This is a genomic window from Streptomyces misionensis (assembly GCF_007896895.1).
Classification (GTDB): Bacteria; Actinomycetota; Actinomycetes; order Streptomycetales; family Streptomycetaceae; genus Streptomyces; species Streptomyces misionensis_A.
The window spans coordinates 8,386-25,002 of sequence record NZ_VOGW01000160.1 but is presented as its reverse complement, the minus strand read 5'-3'; the positions used below and the strand labels follow the sequence as shown (position 1 = coordinate 25,002).

Genomic DNA, 16,617 nt, shown 5'->3' with positions numbered 1-16,617 from the left:
TTCCGGTTCACATCCGCGTCAGTGCTGATCCAGGCCGAGAAGTGCGCGCATGGTCGCGTACTTCTCGGTCAGCCGTTTCCGGGTCGGTTCGTCCAGGACGGCCAGCCGTGCCGGGTCGGCGTTGTGCGCCAGGTCCGCCTCCTTCACCAGCAGGGCGCCCGGGGTGTCGAGGATGCGCAGGGCGTACGCCGCCGGCTCCTCCCCCGGTCGTTTGGTGACGGCGTCCACGATGGCCTTGGTGCGCGGGGTGAGGGCGGCCCCGGCCAGCCAGTCGCGGCCGAGGGCGGCGTCCTCGACGGAGTCGTGCAGCCAGGCCGCCGCGATCTGCTCGGCGTCGCCCCCGCGGGCGCGCACGCCGTTCGCCACGGCGGCGAGGTGCTCGGCGTACGGCCGTCCCGCCTTGTCTCTCTGCCCCTCGTGCGCGGCCCGGGCCACGGCCTCGACCTCGGCGAGGGTGAGGAGCCCGGGCGTCGCGGGCGGTGTGTCGGTCATGCGCCCAGTGTGTCAGCGGGCGTGGGCCGAGGACTCGCGGCAGATCAGGAGCAGGGCGCGGTCGTCGTTGACGTCCTTGGCGACGGCCTCGATGAGATGCCAGGCGGCGCCGTGGAAGCCGCCGGCGACATAGCGGTCGGCCTCGCCGGTGAGGCGGTCGATGCCCTCCACGATGTCCCGGTCGGAGGTCTCCACCAGGCCGTCGGTGAACAGCATCAGCACGTCGCCGGGGCGCAGCGAGCCCTTCACGGAGTCGAACTGGGCGCCGTCGTACACCCCCAGGAGCGGGCCCTCGGCGGACTTCTCCTCCCAGCGGCCGGTGCCCGCGCTCAGCTGGAGCCCCGGCGGGTGGCCCGCGGAGTACAGCTCGTAGTCCCCGGAGTCGAGGTCCAGGACGAGGTGGATGGAGGTGGCGAAGCCCTCCTCCCAGTCCTGGCGCAGCAGATAGCCGTTGGCGGCCGGGAGGAAGGCGTGCGGGGGCAGGGAGCCCAGCAGGCCGCCGAAGGCGCCGGACAGCAGCAGGGCGCGCGAGCCGGCGTCCATGCCCTTGCCGGAGACGTCGGTGAGGACGACCTCCAGGGTGCGGCCGCCGTTGGTGCGGGCGGCCACCACGAAGTCGCCGGAGAACGACTGGCCGCCGGCCGGGCGCAGCGCCATCTCGTGGTGCCAGCCCTGCGGCAGCTTGGGCAGCTTGCTCTGCACCCGGATCCGTTCGCGCAGGTCGAACAGCATGGTGCCGCCGCGCCGCCAGGGCACGCCGACGCGGCTGCGGAACTGGGCGGTGAGCAGGCCGAAGAAGCCGCAGGCGGCCACCACCAGGACCACGCCCGGGGTGACCCGCGAGGGGCCCTCGGTGTACGGGCCGAGCCGCACCGACTCCACGATCAGCGCGGTGGCCGCCGCCGCGTACAGACCGAGCAGGCTCGCCGGGCGCAGCAGCAGCCCGCCCGCGACGATCGGCAGCACCAGCATGGCCGGGGAGCACCACACGGAGTCGAACAGGGTGAGGGCCGCGAGGACGGGGACGGTGAGCAGCAGTCCGGCGAAGGCGATCCAGTCGGAGCCGTCGCCGCGGAAGTAGTCGACGGCGCTTTTGCGCAGGCCGACGCGGGCCCGGTGCCACTGCATCTTCCACCGGGCCGTGAGCGTGTCGGCCTTCGCGCGCGTCTCTCGTCCTGCTGCCATTAGTTCGGGACCCTATCGATCGCACCGGCCGCTTGGCACGGGAGGTCCCACTTGTCCCCCGTGCGGGCTGCGTTTCACAGGTTCGCTCCTCAGTGAACGCCACCTGGCGCCCGCGTGTCCCCGTCCGGGAGAAATTCGCTGGCCCACCCCGCGCTGTCTTGCTAGGCATGGCGCATGGAGACTGACCGGGGAACCGTGTTGAGGGTGCTGCGCGAGGCCGACTGGGACGAGTGGTACGGCACCCTGTACCGCGCGTTCGGCTGGCCGCCCGCGCAGCCCGAGGACCGCGAACTGCACCGTTCCCTGCTCGACTTCGACCGGGGTCTGGCCACCTGGGACGGGGACCGGATCGTCGGCACGACGGGGTCGTTCGCCTTCCGGATGACCGTGCCGGGCGGGGCGGCGGTCCCGGCGGCGGGCGTCACCATGGTGAGCGTGGCGGCCACGCACCGGCGGCGCGGGGTGCTGACGTCGATGATGCGCCGGCAGCTGGACGACACCCGCGCGCTGGGCGAACCGCTGGCGGTGCTGACCGCGTCCGAGCCGGCGATCTACGGCCGCTTCGGCTACGGCGCCGCGACCTACCGGCTGTCCGCGCAGATCGACACCAGCCGGGTCACCCTCGACCTGCCGCCCGGCACCGACGACGTACGGCTGCGGTACGCGGCGCCGGCCGACGTCCTGGACGCGTGCGAGGCGGTGTACGCGGCGCTGGTGCCGCGCCGGCCCGGCATGCTGGTCCGCCGGCCCGGCTGGGAGCGGGCCGGGCTGCTGGACACCGAGATCGCGCGCGGCGGGGCGTCGGCGCTCCAGTGCGTGGTCGCGGAGCGGGACGGGGAGGTCACCGGGTACGCGCGGTTCCGCACCGAGGCCGGCTGGACCGAGGGCGGCGCCGACGGCACGGTGCGGGTGGCGGACCTCGCCGCGCTCGATCCCGCGACGGAGGCGGCGCTGTGGCGCTTCCTGTGCGGCATCGACCTGATGACGACCGTGGCGGTGGAGGCGCGGCCGGTGGACGACAGCTGGCAGCACCTGGTCTCCGACATCCGCCGTTGCCGGCCGCGGGTGCGGGACGAGTGCTTCGTGCGGCTGGTCGACGTCGGTACGGCGCTGGCCTCGCGGACGTACCAGACGCCGGTGGACGTCGTCCTGGAGGTGGAGGACGCCTTCTGCCCCTGGAACGCGGGGCGCTGGCGGCTGACCGGGGACGCCAAGGGGGCGACCTGCGAGCGTACGACGCAGGCCGCGGAACTGTCCCTTTCGGTACGGGAGTTGGGGGCGGCGTACCTGGGCGGGGTGTCGCTGGCCTCGCTGGCGGCGGCCGGGCGGGTGCGGGAGCTGCGCGGCGGTGCGCTGGCGGAGGCGTCGGTGGGGTTCGGGTCGGCGGTGGCGCCGTGGCTGCCGCACGGCTTCTAGCTAGCTCTTCTTCCGGCGCTTCTCCCGGCTTTTCTTCCGGCGCCTTGCCCGGGTCAGCGTTTCTGGCAGGTGGGGCACCAGAAGAGGTTGCGGGCGGCGAGGCCGGCGGTGCGGATCTCGTCGCCGCAGACGTGGCAGGGCTGGGTGGCGCGGCGGTAGACGTACACCTCGCCGCCGTGGTCGTCGACGCGGGGCGGGCGGCCCATGGCCTCCGGGGTGTGCTCGGGCCGTACGGTGTCGATCCGGTTGTCGCGCACGCCCTCGCGCATCAGCGCGACGAGGTCGGACCAGATCGCGTCCCACTCGGCCGGGGTGATGTCGCGGCCGGCGCGGTAGGGGTCGATGCCGTGCCGGAACAGGACCTCAGCGCGGTAGACGTTGCCGACGCCGGCCACGGTCTTCTGGTCCATCAGCAGGGCGGCGACCGTCGTACGGCTGCGCGAGATCTTCCGGTACGCCGCCCCGGGCTCGGCGTCCTCGCGCAGCGGGTCGGGGCCGAGGCGGTCGTGGACGGCCCGCTTCTCCGCGTCGGTGATCAGGGCGCAGGTGGTGGGGCCGCGGAGGTCGGCGTACGCCGTGTCGGTGGCGAGGCGGAGGCGGACGGTGTCGGTGGGCGGGGGCGCCGGGGCGTCTCCGAAGCCGACCTTGCCGAAGAGGCCGAGGTGGATGTGGACCCAGTCGGTGTCGCGGAAGCGGAGGAACAGGTGCTTGCCGTGGGCCTCGGTGGCGGTCAGCTCGGCGCGGTCCAGGAGGGCGGCGGCGTCGGAGAACTTGCCCTGGGGGCTGGTGACGCGGGGGGCCGTGTGCAGGAAGCGCTCGGCGTAGTCCCGGGCCAGCCGGTGAATGGTGTGCCCTTCGGGCAAGGCGGGGCCGTCCTTTCCTCTTCGTCGCCGGGGGCGGGCCCCACGGTCCACTCGTCCAGCCTACGGAAACGGCCGCCGTGACGACGCCCGCCCTCCGGCCCGTCGAGGCGGGCCGGAGGGCGGGCGGGAGGAGCGGGGCCGGATACCAGGCCGGCCGGGGCTCAGGACTGGGGGTGGTGCGCCGGGATCGGGGGCAGGTCGCCCGTGGTCTCGTAGTCGGAGAGCATGTCGATGCGGCGGATGTGGCGCTCGTCACCCGAGAACGGGGTGGCGAGGAACACCTCGACGAACTTCGTGGCCTCCTCCGTGCTGTGCATGCGCGCACCCACGGCCACCACGTTGGCGTTGTTGTGCTGACGGCCGAGCGACGCCGTCTCCTCGCTCCAGGCCAGCGCCGCGCGCACGCCCTTCACCTTGTTCGCGGCGATCTGCTCGCCGTTGCCGGAGCCGCCGATCACGATGCCGAGGGCGTCGGGGTCCGCGGCCGTACGCTCGGCCGCCCGCAGGCAGAAGGGCGGGTAGTCGTCCTGGGCGTCGTAGATGTGCGGCCCGCAGTCGACGGGCTCGTGGCCCGCCTCCTTGAGCCACTCGACGAGGTGGTTCTTGAGTTCGTAGCCGGCATGGTCCGAGCCGAGGTACACGCGCATGCCACGAGTGTGACACGCCGGAAACGGGGCAGCAGCCCCGGGTCGGCGGCGCCCGGGCGGCGGACGAAAGGTGATCACGCCGCTACGAAATCCGTAGCTCGAATGTGAGCGGGACCATAGAACCTCAAGGGAACCTCAAGTAACAATCCGGATTCAGAGGTTCCCGAATTCGTTCGCCTCGGATTCACTGGACCGACTCGTACACCGCTCGTACGAATCCCGTACCGGACCCCACAACGGCACCTCCGTTCCCGTACGAGAACCCCCGCTCAACAGGCGCAAAGGAATCCGTCCATGACCCCTCCTGGTTCCGGACTTCAAGCAGGCCTCAAGAACCGCCATCTGACGATGATCGCGATCGGCGGCGTGATCGGGGCCGGCCTCTTCGTCGGCTCCAGCTCCGGCATCGCCGCGGCGGGCCCCGGCATCCTGCTGTCCTACGCCCTCGTCGGCACCCTCGTCGTCCTCGTGATGCGAATGCTGGGCGAGATGTCCGCCGCCAACCCGACCTCGGGCTCCTTCTCCGAGCACGCCGACCGCGCGCTCGGCCGCTGGGCCGGTTTCTCCATCGGCTGGCTCTACTGGTTCTTCTGGGTCGTCGTGCTCGCCGTGGAGGGGACCGCGGGTGCCAAGATCCTGTCGGGCTGGGTCCCGGCGGTGCCGCAGTGGGGCTGGGCCCTCATCGTGATGCTGGTGCTGACCGCCTCGAACCTCTTCTCGGTCGGTTCCTACGGCGAGTTCGAGTTCTGGTTCGCCGGCATCAAGGTCGTGGCGATCGCCGCGTTCATCGTCGTCGGTCTGCTCGCGATCTTCGGTGTGCTGCCGGGGGCCCACACGGACCAAGCGTCCTTCGCCAACCTCACCAACCACGGCGGATTCCTGCCGCACGGTCCGGGCGCGATCCTCACGGGTGTCCTGCTGGTCGTCTTCTCCTTCATGGGCAGCGAGATCGCCACCCTGGCGGCCGGTGAGTCCGAGGACCCGCAGCGGGCGGTCACCAAGGCCACCAACAGCATCATCTGGCGCATCGGCGTCTTCTACCTGGGCTCGATCCTCGTGGTGGTCGCGCTGCTGCCGTGGAACTCCCCGTCGCTGGAGAAGGACGGCTCGTACGTCGCCGCGCTGAACTCCCTCGGCATCGCGCACGCCGGCCAGATCATGAACGTCATCGTGCTGACGGCCGTGCTGTCCTGTCTCAACTCCGGTCTGTACACGGCCTCCCGGATGGCCTTCTCGCTCGGCCAGCGCGGTGACGCCCCGAAGGCGTTCGCCCGCACCAACGCGCGCGGTGTGCCGATGGCGGCGATCCTGGCGTCGGTCGTCTTCGGCTTCGTCGCGGTCTTCTTCAACTACGAGTTCCCGGACACCGTCTTCCTCTTCCTGGTCAACTCCAGCGGTGCGGTCGCCCTGTTCGTGTGGCTGGTCATCTGCTTCTCGCAGCTGCGGATGCGCCGCATCATCCAGCGCGAGGCGCCGGAGAAGCTGGTCGTGCGGATGTGGCTGTACCCGTACCTGACCTGGGCGGCGGCCGCGGTGATCGTGGCGGTCCTGGTGTACATGCTGTTCGACACCGAACACGACGGCCGGGAGACGGTGCTGCTGTCGCTGCTGGTCGCGGCGATCGTGGTGGCCATCTCCTTCGTCAAGCAGAAGGTCGCGGGCGACCGGCCGGCTCCGGCCGCCGACGCCTCGGCCGACAAGGTCACCATCGGCTGACCCTTCCTGACGCGCCAACGGCCGCGGGGCCCGACGAAGTTCGTCGGGCCCCGCGGCCGTTGTGCCGTGCCGGCGGGTCAGCGCTTGCCGGCGAGCTTCCACGTGGTGGGCAGCAGACCCATCGCGAGCGCGGCCTTGAGGGCGTCGCCGATCAGGAACGGGACGAGGCCGACCGCCGCCGCCCGGGCGAGGGAGAGGTGGGCGGCCAGGGCCAGGTACGGGACGCCGATCGCGTAGATGACGGCCGAGCCGAGGACCATCGTGCCCGCCATGCGCAGCGGGGAGCGGTCGGCGCCGCGGCGGGCCAGGGCGCCGACGACGGCGGAGGCCAGCAGCATGCCGAGGACGTAGCCGAAGGAGACGGAGCCGGCACCGGAGTCGCCGCCCGCGAACCACGGCACACCGGCCACGCCGGCCAGCGCGTACAGGGCGAGGGAGAGGAAGCCGCGGCGGGCGCCGAGCGCGGTGCCGACCAGCAGCGCGGCGAAGGTCTGGCCGGTCACCGGCACCGGGGAGCCGGGCACGGGCACCGACAGCTGGGCCGCGAGGCCGGTGAGCGCGGCGCCGCCGAGCACGAGGGCGGTGTCGCGGACGCGGGAGGCGGGCAGCAGATCGGCGAGGACGGCACCCGGGCGGGTGGCGACGGTGGCGGTGCTCATGGGGACTCCGCGGGATGAAGGGGGCAGCTGGGAACACCGCGACGCTATACCGGCGGCCCGAATCGGATCACCGTCAGCGCCCGACAAAGGCGTGATCGCCGACTTGGTGGGCTCCGCACAAAGAGTGGGGCTTACACCGGGAACGGCGTGATTACGGTCACTGAGGTGGCGTGGTCCGGCAGACTCCGCCCCGCGTCGGCACGTCTGTAGGGTTCCCCCAAAGCTCCGCGCAGGCCCGCGCGACGGCCCCTGGGCGGCGCGGGGGCCGTTTGCTAGCTTCGGGCACATGGTTGCCCAGGCCCGCTACTTCACCTCGCGTCGCTATGTCGACCTGCGGCGCCAGGGTACGGCCACCTGTCGCCGTCCGGGATAGGGGCGGGCCCGCCCGGTCCGCCTCGTCCCTTCCGGTTCCCGATGTGTCGGCTCCGGTCCCCGAGGACGGTTCCCCATGCCCCGCAGTGCGGCCTCCACCCTTGCCTCCCCCGTTCCGCGCGCCGCCGACCCTGACCGGCGGCGCACCAGTGCCAGCGTCGTGCTGCGGTCCGTGCTGGAGCACGGGCCGGTGGCGCGCAGCACCGTGGCCCGGCTGACCGGGCTGTCGCCCGCGTCGGTGACCGAGCACTGCGCCCGGCTCGCCGCCCTCGGACTGATCCGGGAGTCGGCCGCCCCGCGCCGCTCGCGCGGGGTGGGCCGGCCGCATGTGCCGGTGGAGCTGGACGACGCGCGGTTCGTGGTGGGCGGGGTGCACGTGGCGGTGCCGTACACCACGGTGGCGCTGCTGGACCTGCGCGGCCGGGTGCTGGCCCGGCGGGAGCTGAAGCACCGGCGGACCGATCCGGAAGGGGTGGTGGCGCGGGCCGCGGACGGGCTCGCGGCGCTGTTCGCGCGGATGCCTGACCGGCGGCCCCTGGGGATCGGGGTGGCCGTCGGCGGCTGGGTGGACCGGGCGGCCGGCACCGTGGTCGAGCACGAGCTGCTGGGCTGGCGGGAGGTGCCGGTGCGGGAGCTGCTCGCCGCCCGCACCGGACTGCCCGTGCACGTCGACGGGCACGCGCGGGCGCTGGTGAACGGGGAGCGGCTGTTCGGGCGGGCCCGGGGCGGCGGGAGCGTGCTGCACCTGTTCGTGGGCAATGTGGTGGACGCCGCGTTCGCCACCGGCGACGAGGTGCACCACGGGCCCCGGTCCGCGGCCGGCGCCATCGCCCATCTGCCGGTGCCGGGCGGCAGCGAGCCGTGCCCCTGCGGGCGTACCGGCTGCCTCCAGGCGGAGCTGGGCGAGCGGACGTTGTGCCGCAGGGCCCGGGAGGCCGGGGTCGTGGAGGCGGGCGCCCATCCGATGCGGGTGGTGGCCGCGGCGGCGGCCGGGGACGCGGTGGCCCGGCGGCTGCTGGTGGAGCGGGCGCGGGCGACGGGGCGGGCGGCCGGACTGCTGCTCGATGTGCTCAATCCGGAGACGGTCGTGGTCACCGAGGTGGGGATCATCCACTTCTCCCAGTGCCTGGACGCGCTCCGGGAGGCGGTCGGCAATTCCCGTTCCGCGTCCGTGCTGCCGACGAGTTTCCCCGATTCCGTACTTGCCGTGGCGGGGGGTTCGGTGGTGCTCGACGAGTTGTTCCGAGATCCGTTGAGCGCCTCACCTGAGCGTATTTAATTCAGAAACTCGGAATGTTGACACCGGCCGCCCGGCACCGGGAACATGCTGGTCATGAGCCCTCTCACGAGCTACCGGACCGGCTGTCGCGCCCTCTGTTGCTGACATGTTGCCGCGCGTGAAGCGCGTGTTTCCGTGAATTTCGCAGGGTTTCTCAGCGCTTCCCCGGGTTTCTCTGTGTTCTCTCCATGTTTCCGTTGACCGGGTTTCCGTAGACCGGCTCTTTTCCGGGAGACCTTCCATGCGCCGCCGTCTCTTTCTCACCTCCGCGCTGGGCGCGTCCGCCGCCGCCCTGGGCGTCGCGGGCTGCGCCAAGGGCGTGGCCGCCGCCGATACCGGGGGCGCCGCCACCCGGCCGCCGGCGGACCGGGTGCCGCCCGGCACCAGCCTGAAGATCACCTCGTACCAGGGGGTGGAGCAACTCCAGTTCCGGCTGGGGAAGTTCCCGCCGCTGCCGTTCACCGTGTCCGAGTGGGTGAACCTCGCCGCCGGCCCCGATGTCATCAACGCCTTCCGCGCCCAGGTCCCTGGATCTCGCCAACAACGCGGGCATCCCGCCGATCCAGGCGCAGTTCCAGGGCCTCGCCGCGAAGATCGTGGCGATCGGGCTGACCCGCAGGCCGAACTACCTCTTCGCGACCCGGCCCGGCAGCGACATCCGCACCGTCGCCGACTTCAAGGGCAGGCGGCTCGCCTTCTCGCAGGGGCAGGCGCAGGGCGTGGTGCTGCTGCGGGCCCTGAAGCAGGCGGGCCTGGCGTACGGCGAGGTCACGCTGGTGCCGCTGACCAGCAACCAGTTCCTGACCGCCCTGCAGTCCGGCCAGGTCGACGTGGCACCGCTCGCCAACAGCCAGGCGCCCGCCTACCTCCAGCAGTACGCGGCGAAGGGCGCCCGCACCGTCACCACCGACGTGGTCGACCTGCTCAACCTGCTGTGGGCGCCGCAGTCCGTGCTGAACGACCCCGCCAAGGCCGCCGCCATCGCCGCCTACATCCCGCGGTGGGCCAGGGGCCAGGTGTGGCAGTACGAGCATCCGGCCGAGTGGAACGAGGAGTTCTACGTCAAGACGCAGAACCTGAGCCCCGCCCAGGCCCGGTCCATCACCGCGCTCGCCAACAAACCGCTGTTCCCGCCCAGTTGGGACGAGGCCGTCCGGTGGGAGCAGGAGACCGCGGATCTGCTCGCGGAGGGCGGCTTCGTGCGGCACACGGACGTGACCGCGCTGTTCGACCACCGCTTCGAGACGATCGCCGCGCGGGCCGTACCCGAGGAGTACCGGAGGTGACCGCCGTGACCACGACGACCGCCGCGCCCACCGAGGCGGGCGCCCTGCCCCCGGTCCGCCGGCGGCGCCGGCTCGCCCCCGGCCGCCGGTGGCCCGCCGCCCGGCTGGCCGGCCCCTTGCTGGTGCTCGCCGCCTGGGCCGCCGCCTCGGCCGCCGGGCAGCTCGATCCGGCCGCGATACCGGCGCCCTGGACGGTGCTGCGCACCCTCGGCCGGCTGTGGACCGACGGCACGCTGGCCACCGATGTGCTGACCTCGCTGCGGCGGGCCGGGTACGGCTTCGCGATCGGGCTGGCCGCCGGGGTGCTGCTCGCGCTGGTCGCCGGGCTCAGCCGGACCGGCGAGGCGCTGGTCGACGGCACGGTGCAGCTCAACCGGGCGATCCCCACCCTCGGGCTGATCCCGCTGTTCATCCTCTGGCTGGGCATCGGGGAGACGTTCAAGGTCGCCATCATCGCGATCGTCGTCTACATCCCGGTCTATCTGAACACGCACGCCGCGCTGGCCGGCATCGACAGCCGGTACGTCGAACTCGCCGAGGTGCAGGGCCTGTCGAAGCCGGCGTTCGTGCGCCGGGTGGTGATCCCGGGGGCGCTGCCCGGGTTCTTCGTGGGGCTGCGGCTCGGGGTGACCGGCTCCTGGCTGGGCCTGGTGGTGCTGGAGCAGATCAACGCCACCAGTGGCCTCGGCTATCTGATGTTCCAGGCGCAGAACTACGGCCGTACCGACATCATCCTCGTCGGCCTGCTGATCTACGGCGTGCTCGGCCTGGTCTCCGACAGCGCGGTCCGTCTCGTCGAACGGAGGGTGCTGTCATGGCGCCGCACACTGAGCAGCTGACCCGGCCCGCCGTCCGGCTGCGGGACCTGAAGCGGTCGTTCGGGGGCCGTACGGTCCTCGACGGCCTCGATCTGGAGCTGCCCGCCGGGCAGTTCACGGCCCTGCTGGGGCGCTCCGGCTCGGGCAAGTCCACGCTGCTGCGGGCGATCGCCGGACTCGACCACGGGGTGGCCGGGACCGGGCACGTCGCGGCGCCGCGGCGGGTGTCGGTGGCGTTCCAGGACTCCCGTCTGCTGCCCTGGCGCCGGGTGCTGGACAACGTCGTGCTGGGCCTGGACGGCAAGGGCGCGGTGGAGCGCGGCCGGGCCGCCCTCGCCGAGGTCGGGCTGGCGGGCCGGGAGCGGGCCTGGCCGGGCGAGCTGTCCGGTGGCGAGGCACAGCGGGCCGCGCTGGCCCGCGCCCTGGTCCGGGAGCCCGAACTGCTGCTGGCGGACGAGCCGTTCGGCGCGCTGGACGCGCTGACCCGCATCCGGATGCACCATCTGCTGCGCGAGCTGTGGGAGCGCCACCGACCCTCCGTGCTGCTCGTCACCCATGACGTGGACGAGGCGATCGTGCTCGCCGACCGGGTCCTCGTGCTGGAGCGGGGCCGCATCGGACTCGATCTGGCCATCGACCGTCCCCACCCGCGCTCCTACCGGGAGCCGCTGCTGGGCGAGTACCGGGAGCGGCTGCTGGCCGCCCTCGGCGTCACGGAGGACGACCGGTGAGCGAGGGACGGCGACTGCACCTGAACGCGTTCCTGATGAACACCGGCCACCACGAGGCCTCGTGGCGGCTGCCGGAGAGCGACCCGTACGTGCACGTCGATCCGGGGCACTACGTACGGCTCGCGCGGATCGCCGAGCGGGGCGCCTTCGACAGCCTGTTCCTGGCCGACAGCCCGCAGCTGTGGGGCGGCATCGGGCAGCGTCCGGCGGGCGCCCTGGACCCGCTGACCCTGCTGACCGCGCTGGCGACGGCCACCGAGCACATCGGTCTGATCGCCACCGCCTCCACCTCCTACAACTCCCCCTACGACCTGGCCCGCAGGCTCGCCTCGCTGGACATCGTCAGCGACGGCCGGGCGGGCTGGAACATCGTCACCACCGCCGGTGCGGAGGCGGCGCGCAACTTCGGTCTGGAGCGGGAGCCCCCGCACGCCGAGCGGTACGCGCGCGCCGCCGACTTCCTGGACGTGGCGCTGAAGCTGTGGGACAGCTGGGAGGACGACGCGATCGTCGCCGACAAGGCGGCCGGCGTCTGGGGCGACGACCGCAAGGTCCACCCCGCCCGGCACGAGGGACCGTACTTCCGGGTCGCGGGCGCCCTTGACGTGCCGCGCTCCCCGCAGGCCCGTCCGCTGCTGGTGCAGGCGGGTTCCTCGGCGGACGGCAAGGCGTTCGCGGCGCGGTACGCGGAGGCGGTATTCACCGCGCAGCAGACCCTCGCCGACGCGCAGGTCTTCTACGCGGACCTCAAGTACCGCACGGAGCGGGCCGGGCGGAACCCCGAGCATCTCAAGGTGCTGCCCGGGATCGTGCCGGTCATCGGGTCGACGGAGGCCGAGGCGCGGGCGGCCGAGCGGGTCCTGGCGGAGCACATCGTGCCCGAGCACGGGCTCAAGCGCCTGGAACGGCTGCTCCAGCTGGCGCCCGACTCGCTGGAGCTGGACCGGCGGCTGCCCGAGGACCTGCCGCCCGAGTCCGCCGTCGAGGGCGCCAGGAGCCGCTACACCCTCGTGGTGTCGCTGGCCCGGCGCGAGCAGCTCACCGTGCGGCAGCTGATCGGCCGGCTCGGCGGCGGGCGCGGGCACCAGACCTTCGCCGGGACGCCCGAGCAGATCGCGGACCGGATCGAGACCTGGTTCACGCAAGGGGCGGCCGACGGCTTCAACGTCATGCCGCCCGTGCTGCCCTCGGGCCTGGACGCCTTCGTGGACCACGTCGTCCCGGTCCTGCGCGCCCGAGGCCTGTTCCGCACGGAGTACGGGCCCCGCCGGACCCTGCGCGAGCGCTACGGGCTTCCCCGCCCCGCCAACCGGTACCCGACCCCTTCCCACGGCTGACCCCGCCGTCTTCCGCGCCCCTTCCCGAAAGGAACCCCTCATGTCCCTGGAGATCACCAAGGTCACCGCGCGCATCGGCGCCCGCGTGTCCGGCCTCGACCTCACCCGGCCGCTCACCGAGGCGGAGGTGACCGGCATTCGCGAGGCCCTGAACGTCCACAAGGCGCTGGTCTTCGCCGCCGACGGCCTGGACGACGCGGGCCAGCAGGCCTTCGCCCGGCACTTCGGCGAGCTGACCACCGCCCATCCGACCGTCGAGGCCGTCGAGGGCGCCCCGAACGTGCTCCCGGTGGACAGCGAGCGGGGCATCGCCAACCACTGGCACACGGACGTGACCTTCGTCCTCAACCCGCCGCAGGCCAGCACCCTGCGCTCGCTCACCGTCCCGCCGTACGGCGGCGAGACCCTGATCGCGAACGCGGCGGCCGCCTACCGGGACCTGCCCGAGCCGCTGCGCCGCTTCGCGGACACCCTGTGGGCCGAGCACACCAACGACTACGACTACGCCGTACCGGACGAGGAGATCGACGAGGAACTGGCCGAACGCCGCGCCCGGTTCGTCTCGATCAGGTACCGCACCGCCCACCCGGTGGTCCGCGTGCACCCGCTGACCGGGGAGCGGGGGCTGTTCATCGGCGGGTTCGCGCAGCGGATCGTGGGCCTGTCGGCGGGCGAGTCGCGCAAGGTGCTCGACCTGCTCCAGTCCTACGTCACCCGCCCGGAGAACATCCTGCGCCACCGCTGGGCGGAGCGGGAGCTGGTGCTGTTCGACAACCGGATCACCCAGCACTACGCCATCGACAACTACGACGGGCTGCCGCGCCGGCTGCACCGGGTGACCGTCGCCGGTGACGTCCCGGTCGGCATCGAGGGCAAGGAGAGCTACTCCATCGAGGGCGACGCCTCGCACTACACGCCGGCGGGGACCCCCGTGGCGGCGTAACCGGAATCTCACTCTCCGCGCGCCGGGTGTCCGGATAGTGGGCGGCCCCTTCGCACAAGCGGACGGGCCGCCCAGACTTGGGGAGTTTTTACCCCCACACCGCACCCACACCGCACGGGAGAGCCGCGCCCATGCCCAGCCCCACCCGCACCGAGACACCACCGCAGACGGAGGGTGCCTCGCTCGCCCACGGTCTCAAGCAGCGCCATCTGTCGATGATCGCCCTCGGCGGCGTGATCGGCGCCGGCCTGTTCGTGGGGTCGGGCGCGGGCATCGCCGCGGCCGGCCCGTCCATCGTGATCGCCTACGCCCTGTCCGGGCTGCTGGTGATGCTGGTGATGCGGATGCTCGGCGAGATGTCGGCCGCCTACCCGTCGTCCGGCTCCTTCTCGGCGCACGCCGAGCGGGCGATCGGCCCCTGGGCCGGATTCGCGGCCGGCTGGTCCTTCTGGGTGCTGCTGTGCACCGCCGTGGGCCTGGAGGGCATCGGCGCGGCCAAGATCGTCCAGGGCTGGGTGCCGGGCAGCCCGCAGTGGATCTGGGTCGCGCTGTTCATGCTGGTCTTCCTCGGCACGAACCTGGCCGCCGTGAAGAACTTCGGCGAGTTCGAGTTCTGGTTCGCCGCGCTCAAGGTCGGCGCGATCTCGCTGTTCCTGGTGCTGGGCGTGCTGGCCATCGCGGGCGTGCTGCCGGGCACCGACGCGCCCGGCACCTCCCATCTGGCCCACTTCCTGCCGCACGGCGGCCAGGGCCTGGTCATCGGCCTGCTCGCCTCGGTCTTCGCCTACGGCGGCCTGGAGACGGTCACCATCGCGGCGGCGGAGTCGGAGGACCCGGTGCGGGGCGTGGCGCGCGCGGTGCGCACCGCGATGTGGCGCATCGCCGTCTTCTACATCGGCTCCATGGCCGTCGTCGTCACCCTGGTGCCCTGGGACTCCCCGGAGGTCGTGGCGCGCGGCCCCTACGTGGCGACCCTGGACCACCTCGGCATCCCGGGCGCGGCCCGGCTGATGGACGTGGTGGTGTTCGTGGCGCTGCTGTCCGCGATGAACGCCAACATCTACGGCTCCTCGCGCATCGCCTTCTCCCTGGTCGAGCGCGGCCAGGGCCCGAAGGCGCTGGCGAAGCTGTCCGGCGGGGTGCCCCGGATCGGCGTGCTCACCTCCTGTGTCGTCGGCTTCTTCTGCGTGCTGCTGAGCTACTGGCGGCCCGACGACGTCTTCCCGTGGCTGCTGAACATGATCGGCGCGGTGATCCTGGTCGTCTGGATCTTCATCGCGGTCTCCCAGCTGCTGCTGCGCCGCCGGATCGAGCGGGAGGCGCCGGAGAAGCTGGTGGTGCGGATGTGGGCGTTCCCGTACCTCACCTGGGTGGCGCTGGCCGGGATGGCCGCGGTCTTCGTGCTGATGGCGCGGCAGCCGGACACCCGGGTCCAGCTGTACTCGTCGGGCGCGATGACGGTGGTGCTCGCGGCGGTGGGATACGCCTGGCAGCGGGCGCGCGCCAAGCGCTGATCCCCGCGCCGCGCGGACCGGGCCCCCACGTGCGACACGTGGGGGCCTTTCTGTTGCTCTGCCGCTGTTGTTGCTAGCGTGTAGTTGCAAGAGACTTGCAATAAGGTTCCGGAGGGGATCACCCATGCCCGTCTACACGCTGCCCGACCTGCCGTACGACTACTCGGCGCTGGCCCCCGTGATCAGCCCCGAGATCATCGAGCTGCACCACGACAAGCACCACGCGGCCTATGTGAAGGGCGCCAACGACACGCTGGAACAGCTGGCGGAGGCGCGGGACAAGGAGTCGTGGGGCTCCGTCAACGGGCTGGAGAAGAACCTCGCCTTCCATCTGTCCGGGCACATCCTGCACAGCATCTACTGGCAGAACATGACCGGTCCGAAGGACGGCGGCGGCGAGCCGCTGGCGGCGGACGGCGTGGGCGAACTCGCCGACGCGATCAAGGAGTCCTTCGGCAGCTTCGCCGCGTTCCGGACCCAGCTGTCCAAGGCGGCGGCCACCACCCAGGGCTCCGGCTGGGGCGTGCTCGCGTACGAGCCGCTGAGCGGGCGGCTGATCGTGGAGCAGGTCTACGACCACCAGGGCAACGTCGGCCAGGGCTCGACCCCGATCCTGGTCTTCGACGCCTGGGAGCACGCCTTCTACCTCCAGTACAAGAACCAGAAGGTCGACTTCATCGAGGCCATGTGGCAGGTGGTCAACTGGCAGGACGTGGCCCGGCGCTACGAGGCCGCCGCCTCCCGCGCGAACGCGCTGCTGCTCGCGCCGTGAGCGCGCGCTCCTGAAGCGTCCCGCCTCGTGATCGTCTTCTCACCCTTCACGGCGGCGGGCGGATGAAGGGAGGCCCTCCGTGAGGACGTGACTCACGGAGGGCCTTCTACCGTGTGCCGCCCCCTTCACGCGCAGGGCACGTTGAGCGACAGCAGCGCCGTGCGGTCGCCATCGACGCGGATCTCGGTGACGGCCGCGTTCAGCAGGCGCGGCAGCACGCGGCGGTATTCGGCCAGCGGAATCCCCAGCAGGGAGCAGAGCACCAGCCGCAGCAGCGTGTTGTGCGCGACGACCAGGACCCGGCCGCCGCGGTGCGCCCCGGCGATCCGGCGCAGCGCGGCGGCGCCCCGGTCGGCGGCGGCGCGGGGGTCCTCCGCGCCGGGGAACGGATGGGCCACGGGGTCACCGCGGTAGGCCTCCGCGGCAGCCGGGTCCTCGGCCGCGAACTCCGCGAGGGTACGGCCCTCCACCACGCCGAAGCCGCACTCCCTGAGGTCGTCCTCGCGGCGCGCCTCGAGACCGAGGGCCCGGCAGGCCGGCTCGGCGGTGGCCACGGCCCGGGTCAGCGGCGAGCACCACACGGCGTC

The 16,617-nt window shown here is 72.6% G+C and carries 15 protein-coding genes and 1 pseudogene; 10 read left to right on the top strand and 6 right to left on the bottom strand.

Going from position 1 to position 16,617, the window contains the following annotated elements:
* Positions 1–18 precede the first annotated feature (18 nt).
* Positions 19–492, bottom strand: coding sequence for an HD domain-containing protein (locus FRZ03_RS26230; RefSeq protein WP_146467602.1), 474 nt, complete (start codon positions 490–492; stop codon positions 19–21).
* Between the two features lie 12 nt (positions 493–504).
* Positions 505–1,677 (bottom strand): PP2C family protein-serine/threonine phosphatase, encoded by a 1,173-nt coding sequence (locus FRZ03_RS26225; protein ID WP_146467601.1) that lies wholly within the window; start codon positions 1,675–1,677, stop codon positions 505–507.
* Positions 1,678–1,851: 174 nt separating this feature from the next.
* Here FRZ03_RS26225 and FRZ03_RS26220 point away from each other — a divergent pair, with 174 nt between their 5' ends.
* Positions 1,852–3,093, top strand: a complete 1,242-nt coding sequence (locus FRZ03_RS26220) for a GNAT family N-acetyltransferase (protein WP_146467600.1) — start codon at positions 1,852–1,854, stop codon at positions 3,091–3,093.
* Between the two features lie 53 nt (positions 3,094–3,146).
* On the opposite strand, the gene FRZ03_RS26215 is transcribed toward FRZ03_RS26220, so the two are convergent.
* The gene (locus FRZ03_RS26215) at positions 3,147–3,956 is read right to left on the bottom strand and encodes an Fpg/Nei family DNA glycosylase (protein ID WP_146467599.1); all 810 of its coding nucleotides are present in this window, start codon (positions 3,954–3,956) and stop codon (positions 3,147–3,149) included.
* Between the two features lie 161 nt (positions 3,957–4,117).
* On the bottom strand, positions 4,118–4,603 hold the full coding sequence (locus tag FRZ03_RS26210; protein ID WP_146467598.1) for a ribose-5-phosphate isomerase: 486 nt from the start codon (positions 4,601–4,603) through the stop codon (positions 4,118–4,120).
* Positions 4,604–4,897: 294 nt separating this feature from the next.
* On the opposite strand from FRZ03_RS26210, the gene FRZ03_RS26205 reads away from it, so the two are divergent.
* Positions 4,898–6,319 carry an amino acid permease gene (locus FRZ03_RS26205; protein WP_146467597.1) on the top strand — a complete coding sequence of 474 codons (1,422 nt, stop codon included), beginning with the start codon at positions 4,898–4,900 and terminating at the stop codon, positions 6,317–6,319.
* Between the two features lie 77 nt (positions 6,320–6,396).
* On the opposite strand, the gene FRZ03_RS26200 is transcribed toward FRZ03_RS26205, so the two are convergent.
* Positions 6,397–6,978 carry a biotin transporter BioY gene (locus FRZ03_RS26200; RefSeq protein ID WP_146467596.1) on the bottom strand — a complete coding sequence of 194 codons (582 nt, stop codon included), beginning with the start codon at positions 6,976–6,978 and terminating at the stop codon, positions 6,397–6,399.
* Between the two features lie 448 nt (positions 6,979–7,426).
* On the opposite strand from FRZ03_RS26200, the gene FRZ03_RS26195 reads away from it, so the two are divergent.
* From FRZ03_RS26195 to FRZ03_RS26160, 8 genes and pseudogenes are all read left to right on the top strand, one after another.
* A complete protein-coding gene (locus FRZ03_RS26195; RefSeq protein WP_146467595.1) occupies positions 7,427–8,629 on the top strand; it encodes an ROK family transcriptional regulator in 1,203 nt (400 codons plus the stop codon).
* A gap of 241 nt (positions 8,630–8,870) precedes the next feature.
* A pseudogene (locus FRZ03_RS26190) lies at positions 8,871–9,915 on the top strand (ABC transporter substrate-binding protein).
* Entirely contained in the window at positions 9,912–10,754 is an 843-nt protein-coding gene (locus FRZ03_RS26185) for an ABC transporter permease (protein WP_146467594.1), read from the top strand. Before FRZ03_RS26190 ends, FRZ03_RS26185 begins: the two are co-directional and overlap by 4 nt.
* Positions 10,730–11,464 (top strand): ABC transporter ATP-binding protein, encoded by a 735-nt coding sequence (locus tag FRZ03_RS26180; RefSeq protein ID WP_146467593.1) that lies wholly within the window; start codon positions 10,730–10,732, stop codon positions 11,462–11,464. The genes FRZ03_RS26185 and FRZ03_RS26180 overlap by 25 nt, the downstream gene beginning before the upstream one ends.
* The gene (locus tag FRZ03_RS26175) at positions 11,461–12,801 is read left to right on the top strand and encodes an LLM class flavin-dependent oxidoreductase (RefSeq protein WP_261399343.1); all 1,341 of its coding nucleotides are present in this window, start codon (positions 11,461–11,463) and stop codon (positions 12,799–12,801) included. The genes FRZ03_RS26180 and FRZ03_RS26175 overlap by 4 nt, the downstream gene beginning before the upstream one ends.
* Before the next feature lie 40 nt (positions 12,802–12,841).
* Entirely contained in the window at positions 12,842–13,744 is a 903-nt protein-coding gene (locus FRZ03_RS26170; RefSeq protein WP_146467592.1) for a TauD/TfdA dioxygenase family protein, read from the top strand.
* 131 nt (positions 13,745–13,875) lie between these two features.
* Positions 13,876–15,258, top strand: a complete 1,383-nt coding sequence (locus tag FRZ03_RS26165; protein WP_146467591.1) for an amino acid permease — start codon at positions 13,876–13,878, stop codon at positions 15,256–15,258.
* A 124-nt stretch (positions 15,259–15,382) separates the two neighbouring features.
* Entirely contained in the window at positions 15,383–16,030 is a 648-nt protein-coding gene (locus FRZ03_RS26160) for a superoxide dismutase (protein WP_146467590.1), read from the top strand.
* A 125-nt stretch (positions 16,031–16,155) separates the two neighbouring features.
* Here FRZ03_RS26160 and FRZ03_RS26155 read toward each other — a convergent pair.
* Positions 16,156–16,617, bottom strand: a 462-nt coding sequence (locus FRZ03_RS26155) for a histidine phosphatase family protein (protein ID WP_146467648.1), incomplete at its 5' end; no start/stop codon positions are given.